The 18,098-nt window shown below is 70.9% G+C and carries 15 protein-coding genes; 4 read left to right on the top strand and 11 right to left on the bottom strand.

Annotation, left to right across the window (positions count from 1 at the left end; all coding sequences use genetic code 11):
- Positions 1-12: 12 nt before the first annotated feature.
- The 4 genes from ABIA35_RS34125 to ABIA35_RS34110 form a co-directional block, all read right to left on the bottom strand.
- Positions 13-1,374 (bottom strand): hypothetical protein, encoded by a 1,362-nt coding sequence (locus tag ABIA35_RS34125; protein ID WP_370360703.1) that lies wholly within the window; start codon positions 1,372-1,374, stop codon positions 13-15.
- Positions 1,375-1,517: 143 nt separating this feature from the next.
- Positions 1,518-3,086 carry an MFS transporter gene (locus ABIA35_RS34120; RefSeq protein WP_370360733.1) on the bottom strand — a complete coding sequence of 523 codons (1,569 nt, stop codon included), beginning with the start codon at positions 3,084-3,086 and terminating at the stop codon, positions 1,518-1,520.
- 109 nt (positions 3,087-3,195) lie between these two features.
- Positions 3,196-4,614, bottom strand: a complete 1,419-nt coding sequence (locus ABIA35_RS34115; RefSeq protein WP_370360702.1) for a DUF2252 domain-containing protein — start codon at positions 4,612-4,614, stop codon at positions 3,196-3,198.
- A 109-nt stretch (positions 4,615-4,723) separates the two neighbouring features.
- Positions 4,724-5,689 carry a helix-turn-helix transcriptional regulator gene (locus tag ABIA35_RS34110; RefSeq protein ID WP_370360701.1) on the bottom strand — a complete coding sequence of 322 codons (966 nt, stop codon included), beginning with the start codon at positions 5,687-5,689 and terminating at the stop codon, positions 4,724-4,726.
- A gap of 88 nt (positions 5,690-5,777) precedes the next feature.
- Between ABIA35_RS34110 and ABIA35_RS34105 the strand changes: the two genes are divergently transcribed.
- Together ABIA35_RS34105 and ABIA35_RS34100 are read left to right on the top strand one after the other, a co-directional pair.
- Positions 5,778-6,908, top strand: a complete 1,131-nt coding sequence (locus ABIA35_RS34105) for an epoxide hydrolase family protein (protein WP_370360700.1) — start codon at positions 5,778-5,780, stop codon at positions 6,906-6,908.
- Positions 6,909-6,991: 83 nt separating this feature from the next.
- Complete coding sequence (locus tag ABIA35_RS34100; RefSeq protein ID WP_370360699.1) at positions 6,992-7,585, top strand: TetR/AcrR family transcriptional regulator; 594 nt, start codon at positions 6,992-6,994, stop codon at positions 7,583-7,585.
- Between the two features lie 18 nt (positions 7,586-7,603).
- On the opposite strand, the gene ABIA35_RS34095 is transcribed toward ABIA35_RS34100, so the two are convergent.
- The 4 genes from ABIA35_RS34095 to ABIA35_RS34080 all read right to left on the bottom strand — a co-directional run bounded on the left by ABIA35_RS34095 (position 7,604) and on the right by ABIA35_RS34080 (position 12,255).
- Entirely contained in the window at positions 7,604-8,506 is a 903-nt protein-coding gene (locus tag ABIA35_RS34095) for a hypothetical protein (protein WP_370360698.1), read from the bottom strand.
- A complete protein-coding gene (locus ABIA35_RS34090) occupies positions 8,499-9,032 on the bottom strand; it encodes a SigE family RNA polymerase sigma factor (protein ID WP_370336280.1) in 534 nt (177 codons plus the stop codon). The genes ABIA35_RS34095 and ABIA35_RS34090 overlap by 8 nt, the downstream gene beginning before the upstream one ends.
- Before the next feature lie 78 nt (positions 9,033-9,110).
- Positions 9,111-10,967 carry a hypothetical protein gene (locus ABIA35_RS34085; protein ID WP_370360697.1) on the bottom strand — a complete coding sequence of 619 codons (1,857 nt, stop codon included), beginning with the start codon at positions 10,965-10,967 and terminating at the stop codon, positions 9,111-9,113.
- 58 nt (positions 10,968-11,025) lie between these two features.
- Entirely contained in the window at positions 11,026-12,255 is a 1,230-nt protein-coding gene (locus tag ABIA35_RS34080) for an MFS transporter (protein WP_370360696.1), read from the bottom strand.
- 91 nt (positions 12,256-12,346) lie between these two features.
- Between ABIA35_RS34080 and ABIA35_RS34075 the strand changes: the two genes are divergently transcribed.
- Positions 12,347-13,108 (top strand): DeoR/GlpR family DNA-binding transcription regulator, encoded by a 762-nt coding sequence (locus ABIA35_RS34075; protein ID WP_370336286.1) that lies wholly within the window; start codon positions 12,347-12,349, stop codon positions 13,106-13,108.
- On the opposite strand, the gene ABIA35_RS34070 is transcribed toward ABIA35_RS34075, so the two are convergent.
- Positions 13,109-15,061: an NHL repeat-containing protein gene (locus tag ABIA35_RS34070; protein ID WP_370360695.1), complete on the bottom strand. Its 1,953-nt coding sequence runs from the start codon at positions 15,059-15,061 to the stop codon at positions 13,109-13,111.
- Positions 15,062-15,164: 103 nt separating this feature from the next.
- Here ABIA35_RS34070 and argG point away from each other — a divergent pair, with 103 nt between their 5' ends.
- Positions 15,165-16,628 carry an argininosuccinate synthase gene (gene argG / locus ABIA35_RS34065; protein WP_370360694.1) on the top strand — a complete coding sequence of 488 codons (1,464 nt, stop codon included), beginning with the start codon at positions 15,165-15,167 and terminating at the stop codon, positions 16,626-16,628.
- A 112-nt stretch (positions 16,629-16,740) separates the two neighbouring features.
- On the opposite strand, the gene ABIA35_RS34060 is transcribed toward argG, so the two are convergent.
- Positions 16,741-17,580 (bottom strand): oxidoreductase, encoded by an 840-nt coding sequence (locus ABIA35_RS34060; protein WP_370360693.1) that lies wholly within the window; start codon positions 17,578-17,580, stop codon positions 16,741-16,743.
- 105 nt (positions 17,581-17,685) lie between these two features.
- Positions 17,686-18,093: a DUF302 domain-containing protein gene (locus ABIA35_RS34055; RefSeq protein ID WP_370360692.1), complete on the bottom strand. Its 408-nt coding sequence runs from the start codon at positions 18,091-18,093 to the stop codon at positions 17,686-17,688.
- Positions 18,094-18,098: the final 5 nt, after the last annotated feature.

The raw sequence follows: 18,098 nt of genomic DNA, 5'->3' as shown, positions 1-18,098 counted from the left end.
AGGCCGGAATGATCACGCCGGCCGGGGACCGGCCGCGTCGACCGCGGTCTCGTCACGATGCACCAGACCGGGCCCCGGGGCGAAGAACTCGCGGATGGCGAACGCGATGACGATGGCGAAGGCGAACCAGAACACCACCAGGCCGGTCGGGTGGTTCCAGAGCACGAAGATCACCGACGCGATCAGCAGGATCGCGATGCCGATCCAGCGCTTGTAGCGGGCCGTGAACCGGTCGACGGGGCCGGCGTGGAACCCGGCCGAGTCGGCGACGGCGCGCATGGCGCCGATCCCGCTGCTGCACGCCGCGCGGATCCACACCGCCAGGGAGGTCGGCCCGTTCAGGAACGCGCCGAGCGCGACCAGGACGGCCAGGGCCCCGACCATCCGCGTGGTGATCCGCAGGAACTTGATCAGCGCGTCGTAGACGGCCCCGGCGGCGCCGGCGTTGACGTCCGGCGGGAGCTGGTCGAGGAAGAAGGACCGGAAGACCGCCAGCGCGATGCCCAGCACCAGCATCGCCACCGCGAACCCGATGGCCGTGCCGATCAGCGCCCGGCGGCGGTTGTGGGCCAGGTAGACGCCGATGGCCGCGATCACGACCGTGATGATCGGCATCCAGTTGCCGACGATCTGCAGCAGCCGGAAGTAGTTCTTGAGCTTGTTCAGGCTCGACGACTTGTAGACGGTGAAGGTCGTGTTCACCGTCGGGATCTTGCTGGCCGCCGGGAAACCCTGGGCCACCAGTTGGTCCTTCACCTGCGCCACGGCCGGCCCGATATCGATCTGCACCTCGTCGTTGTTCAGCTTGACCGCGCCGCCGCCCTTGCCGGTCAGGGCTTTCACGAACGCGGTGTGGGCCGTGCGCAGCGCGTTGGTCCAGACGGTGGCGAACTGGTCGCTGCTGACGACCTTGTCCACGACCGTGCCGACCACGCTCTTCAGGCCGCTCTCGATGGGCCCGTTCAGCTTCGAGATCAGGGTGGCCGTCGCCGGCGGCAGGCTGCTGCTGCTGACGGCCTGCTGGAGGTCCTTGACCACCGCGTTGATGTCGACCTGGTCCAGCACGAGGTTGGTGATCCGGTTCTCCACGCCGGCCTGCACGTCCGGGTTCTTCGCCAGCGGGCTGAGAGTCGCGACGAACCGGTCGGTGTCGGTGATCGTGTCGGCCGCCCAGACCGACACCACCGACAGCAGAGCCAGGATGGAAGCCAGGATGATCAACAGCGTCGCGAAGAACGTGCGGACCCGATGGTGCTCCCGCTTACCCTCCCTAGCGGCGGCCTCGGCCTCCAGTTGGGTGATGCGCCGGCGGAGTTCGGCGACCTCCTCGTCGCCGGGCTGGGGCGCGGCCGGATCGGAACCCGTAGCGGACATACTGCGCTCCCATCCCTGGGCGGACACCTGCGACAGCCGAAAGGCCGGCGCAAGTGCCGTGCCTCACACCAAGGAAAGCCAGCAGGCAGGGATACCGCGAGCGGTGCTACACCGGCAGGGTGACGGTGAGCGTGGCGGTCCGATCAGGTGTTCGCCGGCTCGCGGTTCCCGCCCGAACCGGCGCCGCCGCCCTCTGGCTGCCGCTTCGGGATCCGCCCGGTGAAGGCGAACCCGATCAGCGCGACCAGCGCCAGGACCCCCAGCGACGCGCGCACCGCGACCAGGCGGGCCGAGGCGTTGGCCTGCATGACGGCCTCGGCTTGCGGGGCGGGGACGTTCGCCTCGGCGAGCGCCGCCGAGAGCTGGGCGTCGGACAGGAAGGGGGCGCCCGCGGCCAGCTTCGTTGTCGCCTGGGCGCTCACGCTCGCCGGAACGGCGGGGTTCTTCTCGATGGTGGTCAGGAACGAGCTCGTCAGGGCACCGATGAGGATGGAGCCGGCCAGTGCGGTGCCGATGGAGGAGCCCAGGTTGGTGACCGTGTTCTGAATACCGCCGACCTCGGCGCTGCGGCTGTCCGGGACCGCCGAGACGGTGATCGCACCGAGTTGTGAGGCCAGGGCGCCCATGCCCGCCCCGATCAGCAGCAGCGGGATGGTCACGACGGCCGCACTGGAGTCGGCGTCCAGCGCCGCGGTCAGGGCCAGGGCTCCGGCGAACAGGCCCAGGACGCCCAAGCGCACGATCAGCCGGGGTGAGACGTGGGGGAACAGCCGCGGAATCAAGGTCGCGGCGGCCAGCAGGCTCAGAGACAGCGGCAGGATGTGCACGCCGGTCCTGATCGCCGACAGGCCCAGGGCCACCGACAGATAGAGCGGCACGACGAAGAACACGCCCATCTGGACCAGGAACTGCAGGAAGAACATGATGAGGCCGCCGGACAGCTGCCGGTTGGCGAACAGGCCCGGATCGACCAGCGGGTCCCGGCCCTGGCGGATCAAGTGCCCCTGCCACAGCAGGAACAGCCAGACCACCAGAACTCCGGCCAGCATCAACCAGACCGACGCCGACATCCCCAGCCACGACGGCGCCCCGGCCTTCGGGACGAACCAGCCCCATTCGGAGGTGCGCAGCACGCCGTAGACGAAGATTCCGAGGCCCGCCGCGGACAGGCAGGCACCGATCAGGTCGAAGTGCGGACGGCCCGCGACCGGCCGGTCGACGACGGGCCGGGCCAGCGCCAGGATCACGGCCACGACGGCGACCTCGCCGGCGAAGACCCAGCGCCAGGAGAAGTACGTCGTGGCGAACCCCCCGATCAGCGGCCCCAGGCCGATGGCGACGGCGGCGGAGGCCGCGATGAGCCCGTAGGCGGCCGGGCGGCGCTCGACGGGGAAGTTGAGAGCCACCAGCGCGACGACCGCCGGCAGGATCAGGGCCGCGCCCAGACCCTCCAGGAGCGACCAGCCGAGCAGCAGGACGGTCAGGTTCGGGGCCAGCGCCGTGGTCAGCGACCCGCAGCCGTAGACCACGCAGCCGATCATGAAGGCCCGTTTGCGGCCGATCATCGCCCCGACCTTGCCGCCGGGCACCATGAACATGGCCATGACCAGCGTATAGGCGGTGATGGCGCCCTGGATGCCGGTGATCGTGGTGCCGACGTCGGAGGCGACGGTCGCGATCGAGACGTTCATGACCGAGGAGTCCAGCGCCATCAGGAACTGGGCGGCAGCCAGGGTGGCCAGGACTGTCTTCCCGGCCCGTGCCCCCGCCCCTGCCCGGGACGGGTTCGCTGCTGCGTCGGTGCCCACAGCTGCTCCCGCCCTACAGTCCGGACTCGACAGCGATCCGGCCGGAGCGCCGGGCCTCTTCCAGATCCGCGTGGTCCCGCTCGTTCTGGTCGGCGTACAGGGCCGCGAAGTCGGCGACGGCTTCGGGGAACACCTCGTCGCCGCCGAGGTAGGCCGCGATGGCGATCCGGTCGCCGGTCCTGGCGTGCGCGCGGGCCAACGTCCAGCCGCACAGCCGGCCGTACACCGCCATCTCCGGGTCGGACAGGCCCTCGATCACGACCGAGCCCTTCCAGTCCGCGAGCTGGCGCACATAGAAGTCCCGCCTGTGCCCGTCGATCCCCTCGGCGCTCTCCCAGCCCAGGAAGATGTCGCTGACGGTCTGCATGAGCCGCTGGCCCTGGACCACGCGCTCGCCCTCGCCGACCTGCTCGGCGGTGGGCCGGCCGCCGTACTGCGCGATGACCGAACGCTGCGCCTCCTTGATCTGGAGGAACAACGGGTCGTCGTCGTCCCGGCCGCGCATCAGCACGATCCAGCACCGGGTGCCGACGCTGCCGACCCCGACGACCTTGCGCGCCATGTCCACGAAGTCGAATCCGTCCAGCAGGTAGCGCCGATCGCTTTGCAGCGTGCGGCGATAGCCGCCCAGCAGTTCGCGGAACCACTCCTCGAACTCGGCGCGCTCCACGTCCGGCAGCAGGTCCCGGATCGGCATGACCAACGGCGGGCTGGGCAGGATCCGGCGCTCGCCGTCGACCAGGCCGGTGAGCCGGCCAAAGGCGCGCGTGCTGGTCCGCCTGCGGGCCTTGGCCAGGGCCTTGTCGAAGGTCGCCCGCCGCTCCTTCGTGAGCCCCGCCTTCAGGGACTCCCGCAGCTCGTCGACGTCGGCCCGGGCGTACCAGACGTCGAGCGATTTCATCCCGGCGAAGTCGCCCATCGCCAGCTGGTAGCCGCGCACCGCCGCCAGGACGACCTTGCGCCGCTTCTTCTGGCTGAACCCGTTGTCCCGGCCGGCGATCTCCAGACTGGCTGCCAGCCTTTTGACGTCCCATTCCCAGGGCCCCTGATGGGTCTCGTCGAAGTCGTTGACGTCGAAGACCAGCTTGCGCTCCGGCGAGCCGAACATGCCGAAGTTCGACAGGTGCGCGTCCCCGCACGCCTGCACGGCCAGCCCGGAATCGGCCGTGTGCGCCAGGTCCGCGGCCATCACCGCGGCGGCGCCGCGGAAGAAGGTGAACGGCGAGACGAGCATGCGGCCGTACCGGACCGGGACCAGCTCCGGGACCCGGGTCTTGCCCTGCTCCTGAAGGATCGCGACCGGGTCGGCGCGATCGGCGGCGGGCTGGAACTGCGCGTTCTCCTCGACGGGAGTGGCCTCGCGCGCCGCGATGCCCGCCGCGGCGCGTTCTTCAGGAGTCCGGTGCGTACGGTGCTCCGCGGACCTGGCCATGGCGCCCTCCAAGATCATCGGCTGCCGGACCGGACAACCTGCCTCCCTCGCAAGGTTGGCAGCTCCGTAGTCCGGGAACGGCGCCAATGATCCATCCGGGGGACGGCCCTCAGACCTCCCCCGCCCCGATCGCCCGCTGATACCGCGCGATGACCTGCTCCACGGCCGCCACCAGTTCCGGGGCCTGCACCACCTCGAAGTCGGCGCCCAGCATGCCCAGATACAGCGCCAGCCGCTCGGGGTCGTCGGACCCCGGCGCGAAGGCGCACCGGCCGTCGGGCAGCTCTTCGATCTCGATCGGCGTCGGGATGCGGGCCCGGACATGCTCGGCGGACGCGTCCACGATCACCCGCGCCGTGTACCGCCACGTCCCGCGCGCCACGCCGCTGTCGACCCGCGCGGCGATCTCGGCGTCCGGCGGCGTGGGCCGGGGCGCGAAGCGAGGGCCCGGCGGCCCGAGGGTGCCGATCCGGTCGGCGCGGAACGTGCGCCAGTCCGCGCGCTCCAGGTCCCAGGCGAACAGGTACCAGCGCTGCCGGCGGTGGACCAGGCGGTAGGGCTCGGCGGAGCGGCGGGACGACCCGCCCGAGTGGGCTTCGTAGTCGAAGCGCACGGCCAGCTGGTCCCGGCAGGCCAGGGCCAGCGTGGTGAGGGTTTCCGCGTCCACCGGCGGAGTGCGCGCCGGAACCGGCAGGGCATGCGAGCCGAACGACTCGACGCGGTGGCGGAGCCGGGCCGGCAGGATGCGCTGCAGCTTCGCCAGGGCGCTGAGCGAGGTCTCCTCGATGCCCGCGACGGCTCCGCCGGCCGCGACCCGCAGGCCCAGAGCGACGGCCACCGCCTCGTCGTCGTCCAGCAGCAGCGGAGGCAGCGCGGCTCCGGAGCCGAGGCGGTAGCCGCCTGCCACGCCGGGCCTGGCTTCGACCGGATAGCCGAGCTCGCGCAGGCGCTCGACGTCGTTGCGGACGGTGCGGGTGGTCACACCCAAGCGCTCGGCGAGTTCGCCGCCGGTCCAGTCGCGGCGGGCTTGGAAGAGGGACAGCAGCCGCAGCAGCCGCGCCGAGGTCTCCAACATTCTCGAACCGTATCCGAGATCGCGGAACGAACCTTTCCGCAATGGTTTCTACGGTGGCCTTACTGACCGCACCAAGTGGAGGCACCCGATGACCACCGAGATTCAGCCCTTCCAGATCGCCGTCCCGCAGGCAGAGCTCGACGATCTCCACGCGCGCCTGGCCAACGCCCGCTGGGCCGCGTCCGTACCGGGAGCCGGATGGGAGCGCGGAGTGCCCGTGGACTACCTGAAGGAGCTCGCGGAGTACTGGCGGAGCGGGTTCGACTGGCGCGCGCAGGAGAAGGCGCTGAACGCCTTCCCGCAGTTCGTCACCGAGATCGACGGCCAGCGGATCCACTTCCTGCACGTCCGGTCCTCGCGCCCCGACGCCAAGCCGTTGCTGCTCACGCATGGCTTCCCGAGCTCGGTCGCCGAGTTCGCGAACCTGATCGAGCACCTGGTCGCCCCCGGGAGCGCCGAAGAGCCGGCGTTCCACATCATCGCGCCCTCACTTCCCGGATACGGGTTCTCGACTCCCCTCGCCGCGCAGGGCTGGGCCCTCAGCCGGACCGCCCGGGCCTGGATCGAGCTCATGCGCCGCCTCGACTACAACCGCTACGGCGTGCACGGCGGCGACGTCGGCAGCGGCGTCTCGGGCCTGGTCGCCGGCTTCGACGCCGAGCACGTCACCGGGATCCACGTGACCACCGACCCGCAGACCGCGGCGAACGTGGCCACCTTCCTGCCGGGCCTGGCCGACCGCCTGGACCCGACCGACCCGGTCGACGCCCTGGCCCTGGAGCGGATGACCGCGTTCCGGAAGGAGGGATCGGGCTACCTCGCCATCCAGAACAGCCGCCCCCAGACCATCGGCTACGGCCTGGTCGACTCCCCGGTCCTGCAACTGGCGTGGATCGCGGAGAAGTTTGAGCAGTGGACCGACCTCCCGATCGACCGCGACCAACTGCTGACCACCGTGAGCCTGTTCTGGTTCACCGGCGCCGGTGCCTCGGCGGCCCACACCCTCTACGACCAGTTCCACTCCTCCGAGTGGGGCGCCCCCTCCCCCGTGCCGCACGGCTACGCCGTCTTCGGCGCGGACCCGACGGTCCGCAAGCTGGTCCCGGCCGAAGCCGCCGCGCACTGGAGCGAGTTCGAGCGCGGGAAGCACTTCCCGGCGATGGAGTGCCCTGAACTGCTGGCGGCGGATCTGCGCGCGTTCTTCGGGCCGCTGAGCTGAGTCGACCTGAGCTGAGTAGTGAAACCACCACAATTACAATGTGGCAGGAGGCCGGAATACAATCCTCCGCAGGAGGATCAACAGTGGAAGCTCCCCCCACCCGCCCCGCGGGCCGACCGCGGAATCCCGAGCTGGACGCGGCGATCCTGGCGGCTGCCGAGCAGCAGCTCCGTGAAGCCGGCTACGCCGGGATGTCCATGGAGTCCGTGGCGACCGTCGCCGGGACGACGGTCCCGGCCGTGCGCCGCCGCTTCAGCAGCAAGGCCGATTTGGCCGTCGCGGTGATCGACTCGCTGCGCGTCGAGGGCCTGCCCGACGGCTCGGGCCCGCCCCGCGTCCGGGCCCTGGCGATTCTCCGGAACTTCCACGCCAATCTCCTGCGCGAGAACTCCATGGCGGTCGTCGGCACCCTCCTGGCCGAGGAGCGCCGCAATCCGGAGGTGCTCGCCGCCTTCCGCACCCGGCTGGTCGAGCCGCGCCGGACGGCGCTGCGCGACGCCCTGGCCGAGGGGGTCGGGTCCGGCGAGTTGCCGGGGTCGGCCGATCCCGAAGTCCTCGCCAGCATGCTGATCGGCGCGTTCTACGCGCGGTACGTCGCCACGTCCGACGTCCCCGACGACTGGGCGGAGCAGAGCCTGCGCCACGTATGGCCGGACGTCGAAGGCGCCCGGCCATAGCCGTGGTCCGACCAGGGCTCATTCCGCCGGCGCCGCCAAGTCCTTCGCCGCCATCTCCGCGAACTGCGGACTCGTCACCAGGCTCTTGAAGTCGAAGTCCGGCTTGCCCACGGTGAACGCGTAGAAGGTCTTGCCCTGGTTGAGGATGTAGATCTCGTAGCCGGGCTGACCCGACGCGAGGGCGGTGCCGAGAGTCAGCCAGGCACTCAAACCGTTCGGCAGGGTGACGGCTTCGCCAGTGCTCGGCTTGCTTTTGTCCTCACGCCCCAGTCCGTGGATGAACATCTCGCTGCTGGCACCGTCCTTGCTGACGACGCGGTACGTGGCGATCCCCATATGCGGCGTGTAGCCAGGAGGAACGACGAACGAGGGCGCGTCGAATAGCGCCGGGCTGAGAAGGTCCTGGGGCGGGACGTCCTTGGGCAACCCGATGCTCGCGACAGCCGGGGTGACCTCGTAGTCCGGCAACAACGCGGTCAATGCAGCGATGGTGCGATGACAGGTGTCCCGCCAGCGCTGCTGGAGGTCTGCGGGATCGCCCGGAGCGGCATCCGCTCTCAACTCCGAGTCGGGGCACGACTTCCACTGCTCGAACAGCGCCCCCATGGTCCCCTTCGCAGGAGCCTGCGATGTGCTGGAAGCGGGATGCGCCGGACTCGTCGCCGGGGCCGCCGGCTTCGAGACCGCCGACGTCGGAGCCGCCGGCGTCGGGGTGTAGGCCGCCGAGCCGCCACCGAACGTGCCCGCGATCGCGACCACGCCGACCGCGACCGCCGCGACTCCTGCGGTGGCTCCGCCGATCCCCGCATAGCGCCTCCGCCGCAGACGAGCGCTCTCGGCCCGCGCTGCCGCGCCGGTGCCGGCCAGGTGTGTCCAGTCCTCGGCCCGCGTCGCGCTGGTGAAGATGTCGTTGTCATGCATGGGATTCCTCCGTCGCCAGAACATCCATGTGCCAGTCGGAGAGCAGGAGCGCGAGCGCCGCGCGGCCCCGGGACAGCTGGGCTTTGACCGTGCCGGGTGCGACCCGGAGTTCGCGGGCCACGTCCTCGACCCGCATGTCGTTCAGGTGGTGCAGCACCAGCACGGTGCGCTGTCCCTTGGGCAGCTTGGCCAGGGCGTCGCGCAGCGCCACGGCGTCCGGCGACGGCCCAGGAGAATCGGAGGGCGGCCCGTGCTTTCGCAGGGCCTTGAGTCCGGACTTCCAGTGCCGCCAGTGCGAGACGGCCAAGCGGTAGGCCGTGGTCTTGACCCAGCCCACCGGGTCGCCGCGGCCGTCGGTCAGCGTGTCCCACCGCAGCCAGGCGCGGGCGAACGCCTCCTGCACGCAGTCCTGCGCCTCGGTGAGGTCGCCGATCAACAGATAGAGCTGGCCGACCAGACGCGGCGCGGTCGCCGCGTACACGGCGTCGAAGTCCGTCGCGTCGGACTCCGATCGTCTTCCCGTCATGCCCTCTCCCCTCACTCGCCGATGTGTCGAGCGCTGTACGCGTGGGCGTACGGGAAAGGTTGCGTCGCGGTCAGAACCTCAGGAGTCGAAGACCATCTCGGTGACGAAGCCGGGCAGCGCCGCGCGCACCGGGTACAGGACGGTGGCGTGCCCGTGGTGCGGGGTCTGGCCGGCCATGACCGTGAAGGACACGTCCTCCCCGTAGGCGCTGGTCGTCCGCGAGGTCACCTTCACCGTGCCCGCGTCGAGGGTCCCGTTGTAGGTGAAGGCCTTGGCCAGGCCGGTCCAGTCCGACGGCGCCAGATCGCCGGGGTAGATCACCACGGTGCCGTCCGGGCTGCGGTGGTTCCAGCCGGGCTGGCCGGAGGCCAACGGCCGGAAGCGCATCGGGTGGCGCCAGTCCGCGTAGATGAGGAAGACGGAGGTCTTGCCCTGAAGCATGTTCTCGGCCTGGGTGAACTCCTCGGACAGAGTCTCCTCGGCGGAGATGATGTGCGCCGGGTGCGTGGCGTGGGAGGTCCCGGCCAGCGCGGCCGCGGCCGCGGGCGCCGTGGGCACGGTGTCGACCATGGATTCCGAGCCGTGCGTCGCCGACCATCCGACGAGCACCGCCAGCCCCACGACGCTGAACGCGCCCAGCGCCGGAACCCGGCGCGAACCGCGCTGCCACCAGGTGTCGACCGGTGCCAGCCGGTCCGAGCGGAGCGTGCCCTCGCCGACGACGCCGCCGCGCAGGGACGCCGGCGCCAGGTGGTGGAAGAGCGCCCCGACCGCGAGGCCCGCGACGGGGAACATGATCGCTTCGTAGCGCATGTGGGAGGGGTCGACGCCGGCGATCATGATCACGTAGGTGCCGCCGAGCGCCCCGAGCAGCAGCCCCGAGACGATGTCGGTGAAACGGAGCACGACGAACAGCAGCGCGCCGGCGAGCAGCACCGACAGCGCCTTGTCGCCCTGCAGCGTGCTGAGCACGTCGTAACGGGTGATGGTCCAGGCGACCTGGAAGGGGTCCGAGGTCACCTGCGACACCTGCGACCCGGCCCCGCGCCCGGAGATCTTGGCCTCCAGCAGGTGGACGAACACGGTCGTCCCGGCGACGATCATCGAGGGCCACAGCCAGTCGTTGCGCAGCCGCCGGGACCGGCCGCGCCCCGGGAACGCGGTCGCCCACACCCACGCGAAGAAGGCCATGACGGCGGCGGTCGGCATCACCTGGCGGCTCAGTTCCAGCAGCACGGACAGCAGCGCCAGCGCGATCAGGTTGTGCGCGCGGGCCCGCCGGCCGAGCGGCAGGTTCAGCAGGATCAGCGCCAGCACCGCGATCGCCACCGAGTCGGTGACCGCCTCGGCGAGGGTCATCAGGAACCCGCACATGCCGAGCACCCCGCCGGCGGCCAGCGCGGCGGTCGGGCCGTACAGCCGCTGCACCAGCCGCGTCACCGCCCACAGCATCACGGCGAACGCCACCATCGCGGCGATCGGCATCCCCTCGGCGACGCCGAAGACCGCGACGAACGGCGCGGCGAAGAAGGGGTACAGCATGCGGGACTGGACCATGAGCCAGGCCGGGTCGGTGTGCGCGAAGTACCAGGGCTCCGCGACCGTCCCGGAGTTGGCGAACTGCTTGGCCAGCGCGTGGGCATCGCTCCAGCCCAGATCGCGCAGGGCCATCACGACGTAGTAGCGGCTGTCCGGCGGGAAGGAGTACGCCGACCAGTGCAGGCGCGCGTAGAAGCCGAAGGCCAGCGGGGCCAGGACGAACAGCAGCACCGCGGCGTTGACGCCGAACACGTCGCGGCGCACGAAGCGGTCGACCCGGGTGGAGAAGCGGTTGCCCGCACGCGGCGGATCGAAGGCGGCCAGATCATCCCCGGCCTCGCCCTGATCCGGAACCGCCGGTTCGGCCGCAGCGGCCAGCTCAGTGTCCGATGACATACCCCGCCCCACCCACTACGTGTTACCCCGTAAGTGGCAGGACGGTACCACGCACCGATCAGACCAGGTCGCTGGACAAGACCTGGATGGGAGCGGCCCTCTCGGCGCGCAGCACGCCGGCGGTCGCCGCCGCGATCACGCACATCAGGGTCAGCAGCAGGAACGCGTGGTTCAGGGCCACGACATGGGTCATCCAGCCGATGACGGCGGGCCCGGCGAGCATGCCGACGTACCCCAGGCCCGCGACGCGGGAGACGTTGGTCCCCGCGGCCGCCGGGTCGGCGTGCCCGGCCGCGCTGAAGAGCTGGGGGACACAGCCGGACAGGCCCAGCCCGAACAGCGCCCAGCCCGCGAACGCGGACCAGATCCACGGCGACAGCGCCGCGATCGTGATCCCGACGGCGGCGACGGCCGCGCCATAGCGGAGGATCGCCATGGCGCCGAAGCGCGCGGACACCCGATCGGCGAGCAGGCGGCCGAGGGTCATCGCGGCGGCGAAGGTGCCGTATGCGAAGGCCGCGGTGCCGGCCGGGGCGCCCAGGACGTCCTTCAGGTGCAGGGCGCTCCAGTCGTTGGCGGCCCCCTCGCACAGCATGATCATCAGAGCCAGGCCGGCGAGGATCCAGATCTGTCGGCCGGCGCGGCGCGGGCCGGCCGCTGGTGCGTACTCGGCCGCCAAAGCGTGCTCAGCCGGAGTCGTCGGCGTGGTCGGCGTGGTCGGCTCGGCAGGCACAGCCGGCAGCAAGAGGCGCCCCGTGGCCAGCGCGATCACGATGCCCACGACCCCCGTCACCGCGAGCGCCCACGCAGCACTCATCCCCATGCCGGAGACGCCGGCCGCGATCACCGCCGCGACCACCCCGCCGACGGAGAACGCGGCGTGGAACGCCGACATCACCGGCCGGCTGTAGGCCTTCTCCACGTGGACGGCATGGGCGTTCATGCTCACGTCCAGACACCCGTTGCAGAACCCGAACACCAACAGCGCCGCTGCCAGCGTCCACGACTCCCGGGCCAGGCCCGGCAGTACCAAAGTCGCGCCGCACAGCACCCCGGCGGTGGGGACCACGACGCGCGACCCCAGCCGATCCGTGAGCCGCCCGGCCACCTGCATGCCGGCGAAGGCGCCGAGCCCGAGCAGCACCAGCAGGCCGCCGAGCGTGGCGTGGCTGATGCCCACCTGATGCTCGATGGCCGGGATGTGCACCACCCAGGTACCCATGAGCGTCCCGCAGAGGATGAAGTACGTGAAGGTCGCTATTCGGGCGGACCGGAGTGATCGTTCCATGCCGGCCACCATAACGAACAGAATCGATGTTTGGAAAGCCCGTCAATGAACAGCTTGCATGTTCATTGTGTGGGGGTGTTCAATCACAGGCATGAGCACCGCAGACCGGCACCGGCAGATCGCCCGGGCCGTGAAGGAGTCGGGCAGCGCCACGGTCCCGGAGCTCGCCGGGCTCACCGGCGCCTCGGAGATGACCATCCGGCGCGACCTGGACGTGCTGGCGGCGCAGGGCGTGCTCGAACGCGTCCGCGGCGGGGCGCGCACCCTGCTCCTGCGGGGCGAGGAGCCGCCCTTCGTGCTCCGGGCCCACGAGGCCGTCGAGGCCAAGCGCCGGATCGCCGCCGAGGTCTGCTCGCTCATCGCCGACGGCGAGACCGTCGTGCTGGACAGCGGCACCACGTGCCTGGAGGTCGCCCGCATCCTGCACCAGCGGCCGGTCACCGTGATGCCGGTGTCGTTGCAGGCGATCCGGGTGCTCAGCCAGACCCCGGGACAAGCCGCGCTGCTGGTGCCCGGCGGACGGCCGCGCACCTCCGAGGGGGCGCTGACCGGCCCCCTGACCCTGGCCTCGCTGGCGGCACTGCGCTTCGACACCGCCGTCATCGGCTGCTGCGGGCTCAGCGCCGCCGAGGGCCTGACCGCCTACGACCTCGACGACGCGGCGGTGAAGAAGGCGAGCATCGCCTCGGCGCGCCGCACCATCCTGGCCACCGACGGGAGCAAGCTCGGCCGCACCGCGCACGCCTTCGTCGGCCCCTCGTCGCTGCTGCACACGCTCGTCACCGACGCGACGGCGCCGAGCGAGGAACTGGCCGCGCTCGAAGCCGCGGGCACCATCGTGGAATCCGTCTGATCACGGCCGCCGGGGCGCCCCGAGCAACGGCGTCCGCACCGGCGCCGCGAGCCCGATGAACACGACCATCTCGTGCCCGCCCGGATTGGTCTGCACCGCCGCGGTCAGCCAGTTGTTCGCCAGCCACACGTTGCCCGACGGATCGATCTGCACGCCGGTGTTCCTGGTCAGGCTGTCGCTCGGGTAGCCGGTGGCGGCCGGCGAGATCGGCTGTCCGGTGCGGTATCCCGGAGGGCAGGCCGAGACCCGCGCCCCGCACATGTGGACCAGGCGCCCGCCGCCGAAGTTGGACACCCAGACGGTGTCGTCGCCGTCGACGGCCACGCCCCAGGGCAGGACGAGCCCGCCGTTCGTGAAGGGCTGCGCGGGCGTCGAACCGTCCGGCCCGATCATCGTGACCGACCGGTCGCCGGGCGGCGGATTCCGCACCGCGTCCGCGAAGTCTGTCGCGCTGTCGCTTCCGCAGGGCACCGCGAGGATGCCGGAGTTGGCGACCCAGACGTCGCCCAGGCTGTCCGAGGCGATACCGAGGGGCCGTCGGATGCCGCCGGTCGTGATGGAGCGCTGCGGGATGCCGTCGGCCGACATCATCAGGACGCTGTCGCCACCGTTGTCGGTGACCCACTCGCGGCCCGCCGGGTCGACAGCGATGTCGAAGGGCTTCACCAGGCGCAGGGCGGCCGGGGGCGTGATGGTGCGGGCCAGCTCCGGGCGGCCGCGCGGGTACTCGACAACGCTGGAACCGCCGCAGTTCGCGATCCAGATGTTCCCCTGCCGGTCCGAAGCCGTCCCCTGCGGTTGGACGATGGAGCCCGATCGCCATCCGGAGGGCGGCGACAGCACCGCGCCGCGCGGGCCGAACTCGGAGACGCTGCGATAGAACAGGCTCGCGTCCACAGGGCATTGCGAGCCCTGGAATCCGAAGTTCGCGACCCAGACGTGCCCCTTCGGGTCGAGCGTGATCCCGAAGCCGGCGCCGTAAAGGCCGCCTCCGTAATACGGCGCGCCGGGAGCGTCCTGGCCGGTCGGCGTGAGCTTGACGACCTTGGTGTCCCCGCACACCGAGGCCAACGGGCTCGGGCTGTACTGGTAGTTGTTCGTCACCCAGGCGTTGCCGTCGGCGTCGAAGGCGAGGTTGCCGGGGCCGTCGAGCTCGCGGCCGTTGCCGACGTAGCGGATCGCGAGGGTCCAGGCGTCCGGCGCGGCGGTGAGCACCGGCGTGTACGGCTGCTTCACCCCGGCCAGCGCGAACAGGCCGGCCACGTTGTTGCCCGGCGTCCGGGCGATGTCGGCGACAGCCTCCAGGGTGTCCGCGGGCCGCGCTTTGCCCGGCGGCTGCGCGAAGGTGAACAGCGCCTGGCAGGTCTGCCCGGCGACACAGCCGGCGACGAGGTCGGCCAGGGTATTGAAGGCCGGCAGCGTGGACGTGAGCACACCGTTCGGCGGGCCGGCGAGCAGCGGCGCGATCCCGCCGGTGGAGACGTCGGCGAGGTTGTGCGAGATGGCGGCCGCGTTCTGGAGGCCCGGATAGGTTCCGGCGACGCCGCGGCCGTCCACGAACTGCGCCAGGGCGTAGCCGGCGGCGACGGTGGTGCGCTCGTTGATCACCACCGGCGAACCCGGCTGGTCCGACGGACCCGGGGAGCCGAGCGCGGCGGCGAGCCGGACGACCCCTTCATCAGCGGTCAGATACAGGACCGCCGTGGGATCGGCGGGCCGCCGGTACGGGAAGCCGAATTCACCCTGACTGCCGGTGCGCGCGTGGGCCAGCACCCGCGGGAGCTGTCCGGCTCTGCCAGCCTGGTAGAGGGTGACTTCGGCACCGGCGATCGGGGCGGCGCCGGTGCGGACGACACCGCACTGCCTGGCCGGGGAATGCCACGTCGTCGCATACGAGGTACCCGCGGGCAGGCAGACCAGGGCCGCCAGGGCCGGCAAGAGGATTCGTCGCACGCGCGAAAGATATCGGAGGATTCAGGATCAAAAGCCGCAGCGACATGCCCGCGATGTGGACACGGTGGCATGATTATTCAGGCAGTCGTATATAGTTGCACTCGTGTCCAAGGTACTCACCTCCCTGCCAGCAGGTCAGCGCGTCGGCATCGCCTTCTCCGGCGGGCTCGACACATCCGTCGCGGTCGCGTGGATGCGCGAGAAGGGCGCCGTGCCCTGCGCCTACACCGCCGACCTCGGCCAGTACGACGAACCCGATCTCCCCGGCGTGCCGGGCCGCGCCGAGGCCTACGGCGCCGAGCTCGCGCGCCTGGTCGACTGCCGGGCCGCCCTGGTCGAGGAGGGCCTCGCGGCCCTGGCCTGCGGCGCCTTCCACATCCGCTCCGGCGGCCGCTCCTACTTCAACACCACGCCCCTGGGCCGCGCGGTGGCCGGCACGCTGCTGGTGCGCGCGATGCTCGAGGACGACGTCCAGATCTGGGGCGACGGCTCGACGTTCAAGGGCAACGACATCGAGCGGTTCTACCGCTACGGCCTGCTGGCGAACCCGGCGCTGCGCATCTACAAGCCGTGGCTGGACGCCGACTTCGTCAGCGAGCTCGGCGGCCGCTCCGAGATGTCGCAGTGGCTGACCGAGCGCGACCTGCCCTACCGGGCCAGCGCGGAGAAGGCGTACTCCACCGACGCGAACATCTGGGGCGCCACCCACGAGGCCAAGTCGCTGGAGCACCTGGACACCGGCCTGGAGATCGTCGAGCCGATCATGGGCGTCCGCTTCTGGGACCCGGCGGTCGAGATCGCCGCCGAGGACGTCACCGTCGGCTTCGAGCAGGGCCGGCCGGTCAGCATCAACGGCAAGGTCTTCGCCTCGGCGGTGGACCTGGTCCAGGAGGCCAACACCGTCGGCGGCCGGCACGGCCTGGGCATGTCGGACCAGATCGAGAACCGGGTGATCGAGGCCAAGAGCCGCGGCATCTACGAGGCCCCCGGCATGGCCCTGCTGTTCATCGCCTACGAGCGGCTGGTCAACGCCATCCACAACGAGGACACCGTCGCGGCCTACCACAACCAGGGCCGGGCCCTGGGCCGGCTGCTGTACGAAGGCCGCTGGCTAGACCCGCAGGCCCTGATGGTCCGCGAGTCGCTGCAGCGCTGGGTCGGCCGCGCGATCACCGGCGAGGTGACCCTGCGGCTGCGCCGGGGCGAGGACTACTCGATCCTGGACACCACCGGCCCGGCTCTGAGCTACCACCCGGAGAAGCTGTCGATGGAGCGCACCGAGGGCGCGGCCTTCGGCCCGGTCGACCGCATCGGCCAGCTGACGATGCGCAACCTCGACATCGCCGACTCCCGCACCAAGCTGGAGCAGTACGCCCACCTGGGCATGGTCGGCTCCGGCGCGGGCCCGGCGGCGGAGCTGCCCGGCGGCGGCCACCCCTTCTCCAGCGAGCTGATCGGCGCGATGACCGACGGCGGGGCGCAGACCATCGCCGCCCGGCCGGCCGCCGAGGCCTTGAGCGACGAGGAGCTGCTCGACCGCGCCGCGATCGAGGCGGGCAACGACTGACGCGAGAACCGCACAGATAGAACAAGAACAGACAGAACAGACAGAACCGCCTGCCGTGCTCAGCACGGCAGGCGGTTCTGTCTGTTCTGTCTTCGGTCACATCTGTCTTCGGTCACTCCCCCGCCGGGAAATCGGCGGAAGCACTGGCCTCGGCCCATTTCCGCGTCTCGTCCTGACGTGCTTCGCCGGCGGCCAGCGCGTGGGCCACGGCCTGCGCGCCCAGCAGCAGCCGACGCGGCGGGTCATCCTGGCCGACCACATCGATGATCACGCGGGCCCCGCGCGCCGGATCCCCAGGCTGCACACCATCGTTCTCGGCGCGATAGCGATTCATCGCACCGACCGTCTCGTCATAGTCGGCACCAACCTCATGCAGCTCCATCGACGAGCCCTGCCAATCAGTCCGGAACGCACCCGGCTCGACGATGACCACCTTCACCCCGAACGGCGCCACCTCAGCAGCCAACACCTCCGAGAACCCCTCCACCGCGAACTTCGCAGCCTGATACGCACCCATCCCCGGGGTTCCGCCGACGCGTCCCCCGACCGAGGAGAACTGCACAAACACCCCCGACCGCTGCCCCCGCAACACCGGCAACGCCGCCCGCGTCACATTCACCAACCCGAAGAAGTTCGCCTCGAACTGGCCCCGGAAGTCCGACTCGGCCATCTCCTCAATCGGACCGGAGTTCGCATAGCCGGCGTTGTTCACCACCACATCCAACCGGCCGAACGCCTCAACCGCCCCAGCCACCGCAGCCTGAGCCGCCACCACATCCGTCACATCCAACGGCGCCGTCCGCACCCGATCCCCGAACCGCGACACCAAACCCGCCAACGTCTCAGGCCGCCGCGCCGTCGCCACCACCCGATCACCAGACTCCAACACCGCCTCGGCCAACGCCCGACCGAAACCCCGCGACGCACCGGTGATCAACCAAGTCCTCGCCATGTCCCGTCTCCTTCACCACTCGTGCGCCACTTCGTTGCCCTTACTGCCACATAAATGTAGCACTTAAAGATCGAGAGTGCACCTTGGCATGGCGAACAGGAAAACTCAGCCCTCTGAGTCGGCGACCGGCGAGACAGCCGCGAGCGCGTCGGAGACGGCGTGGACGGCGTTGAGCTTCTCCAGCAGCGCGGGCTCCACCCCGTACCGCTCACCGAACGCGGCCGGGTCCAGGTAGCTCACGCGCGTGGTGCCGTCGTCGTCCCACAGCAGGATGCGCAGCGGCAGATCGAGCGCGGCCAGCGGATGGGCGTCCATCACCGGGGTCCCGGCGGCCGGGTTCCCGAACAGCACCAGAATCGTGTCCCGCAGATCCTGCCCCACGGACCGGGCGGCCTCGGCCTGGTCGATCACGGCGAAGACGGTGGCCCCGGCGTGTTCCAGCACTTCGAGCAGCCGGCGGGCGGTCATGGTGACCGACGTGGTCGCCGTCTTGGTGACGATGGAGGCGTTCACAGTCA

The organism is Catenulispora sp. MAP12-49, assembly GCF_041262705.1.
In the GTDB taxonomy this organism is placed as follows: Bacteria; Actinomycetota; Actinomycetes; order Streptomycetales; family Catenulisporaceae; genus Catenulispora.
The sequence above is the reverse complement of the archived record's forward strand: the minus strand, read 5'-3'. Positions and strand labels throughout refer to the sequence as shown.